Source organism: Roseicyclus sp., assembly GCF_052168335.1.
Lineage (GTDB): Bacteria > Pseudomonadota > Alphaproteobacteria > Rhodobacterales > Rhodobacteraceae > Roseibacterium.
The window spans coordinates 1-1,658 of the sequence record NZ_JBQLZP010000706.1 but is presented as its reverse complement, the minus strand read 5'-3'; the positions used below and the strand labels follow the sequence as shown (position 1 = coordinate 1,658).

The 1,658-nt window shown below is 69.6% G+C and carries 2 protein-coding genes; both read right to left on the bottom strand.

The features are described 5' to 3' along the window. A partial coding sequence (locus tag ACTS11_RS21455) for a hypothetical protein (protein WP_442642308.1) occupies positions 1–973 on the bottom strand: 973 nt, incomplete at its 3' end. Between the two features lie 78 nt (positions 974–1,051). Further along, the coding region (locus ACTS11_RS21450; RefSeq protein ID WP_442642307.1) for a tripartite tricarboxylate transporter permease at positions 1,052–1,658 on the bottom strand (607 nt) is incomplete at its 5' end.

The following is a 1,658-nucleotide window of genomic DNA, read 5'->3' as shown; positions in this document are numbered from 1 at the left end:
CCATGGCGAGGACTTCGCCCGCCGCGCGCTGGAGGCTCTGGCTGCGCTGGTCGAGCGCGTCGAGCACCGAGGCGATGGTCGAGCTCTGGGCGTCGCGGATCGTGGAGGTGCGGCCATCGAGCTCGGGCAGGACGACGGCGGCGGGCAGATCCTCGGCCGCGCGGGCCACGAGGGGGGCCACCGAAAACTGGTTGAGGTTCGCGATGACGCCCGCGAGGCGCACGCTCTCCTCCGAGAAGGCGACGGAGCGCTGTTCCACCGGCCCCGGCGCGACCGTCAGCGCGCGCATCCGGCCGAGGATCTCGTTGCCCCGCTCGTAGGCGGCGACGATCAGCGGCTGCTGTCCGGCGATCTGCGTCTCGAGGTTCAGAAGCTCCTCGGTCTTCTGCCGCAGGACGCGGTAGACCGCTCCCTGCCCCGCCGTCCCGGAGAGCTCGCCGGAACGCTCCTGCTCGGCCAGCGCCTCGAAGGCCTCGCGTGCGCGCTGCACCTCGCGGCCGAGCGCCTGGCCGGACAGCGCGATGTCGTGCGCCTGTTCCAGCGCCGACTGGTAGTCGCGCACGGTGTTCTCGAGGTGCTGCTCGACCGCCGCAGACCCGGCGAGCGCGGCGGCGTTCAGCCAGCTCGACATGGCGATGATCGCGAGCGAGCCGACCCCGGCCGAGACGGTCAGCCCGATGAAGCCCGCCGCGCTCCGCATCGAGGGCAGCAGGCGGAGCATGTAGCTCCAGAAGACGAAGATGCCGACCGAGACGGCGACCGAATAGGCGACGGCGGCGAAGAAGCTCATCGCGCCGGTATCCTCCAGCAGCGACGAGACGCCGAGATAGGTGTAGATGCCGGAGGCGACCGCGAGCACGCCCAGCGCCGCCGGAGTGAACGTGTCGAGCCAGGCGAGATGCCCCTCGAGTTCCTTCGCGGTCCTGAGCCCCTTGGTCTCGGCTTCCGTCAGCCGCCTGTGCCGGTCCGTCATGCGTCGCTCCCCGTTCGTCCTGTCACACCCATAGATGGGGCCGGACGGGCCGGTTGGAAGGCGACGTTTTCCTCGCGGTCAGGCGGCGCTGTCTTGCCGGGGCTTCTTGCGGCGGAAGAGCTTCACCGCCGGAAGCAGGATCAGGATGACCGCGATGATGGTGATCGGCGCGGCGATGGGCCGGGTGAGGAAGATCATCGGGTCGCCCTGCGACAGGAGCAGCGACTGCCGCAGCGTCGGCTCGGCGATGGGTCCGAGCACGATGGCCAGCACCGCGGGCGCGAGCGGGTAGTCGAACCGCCGCAGCACGAAGGCGCCGAGGCCGAAGACGACGATCATCCAGATGTCGAACATGTCCCGCGTCGCCGCGTAGCCACCGATGATCGACAGCACGAAGATGATCGGCGCGAGGATCGTGAACGGCATCCGCAGCATCCAGATGAAGACCGGGATGAAGGCGAGGTTGATCAGGAGCGCGGCGACGTTCGACACGTAGAACGAGCCGATCAGGCCCCAGACGAACTCGGTCTCCTCGATGAAGAGGCGCGGGCCGGGTGTGAGGCCCCAGATCACCATGCCCCCGAGCAGGATCGCCGTGGTGGGCGAGCCGGGAATGCCGAGCGTCAGCATCGGCAGCATGGAGCCGGTCGAGGCCGAGTTGTTGGCGGCCTCGGGCGCCGCGATG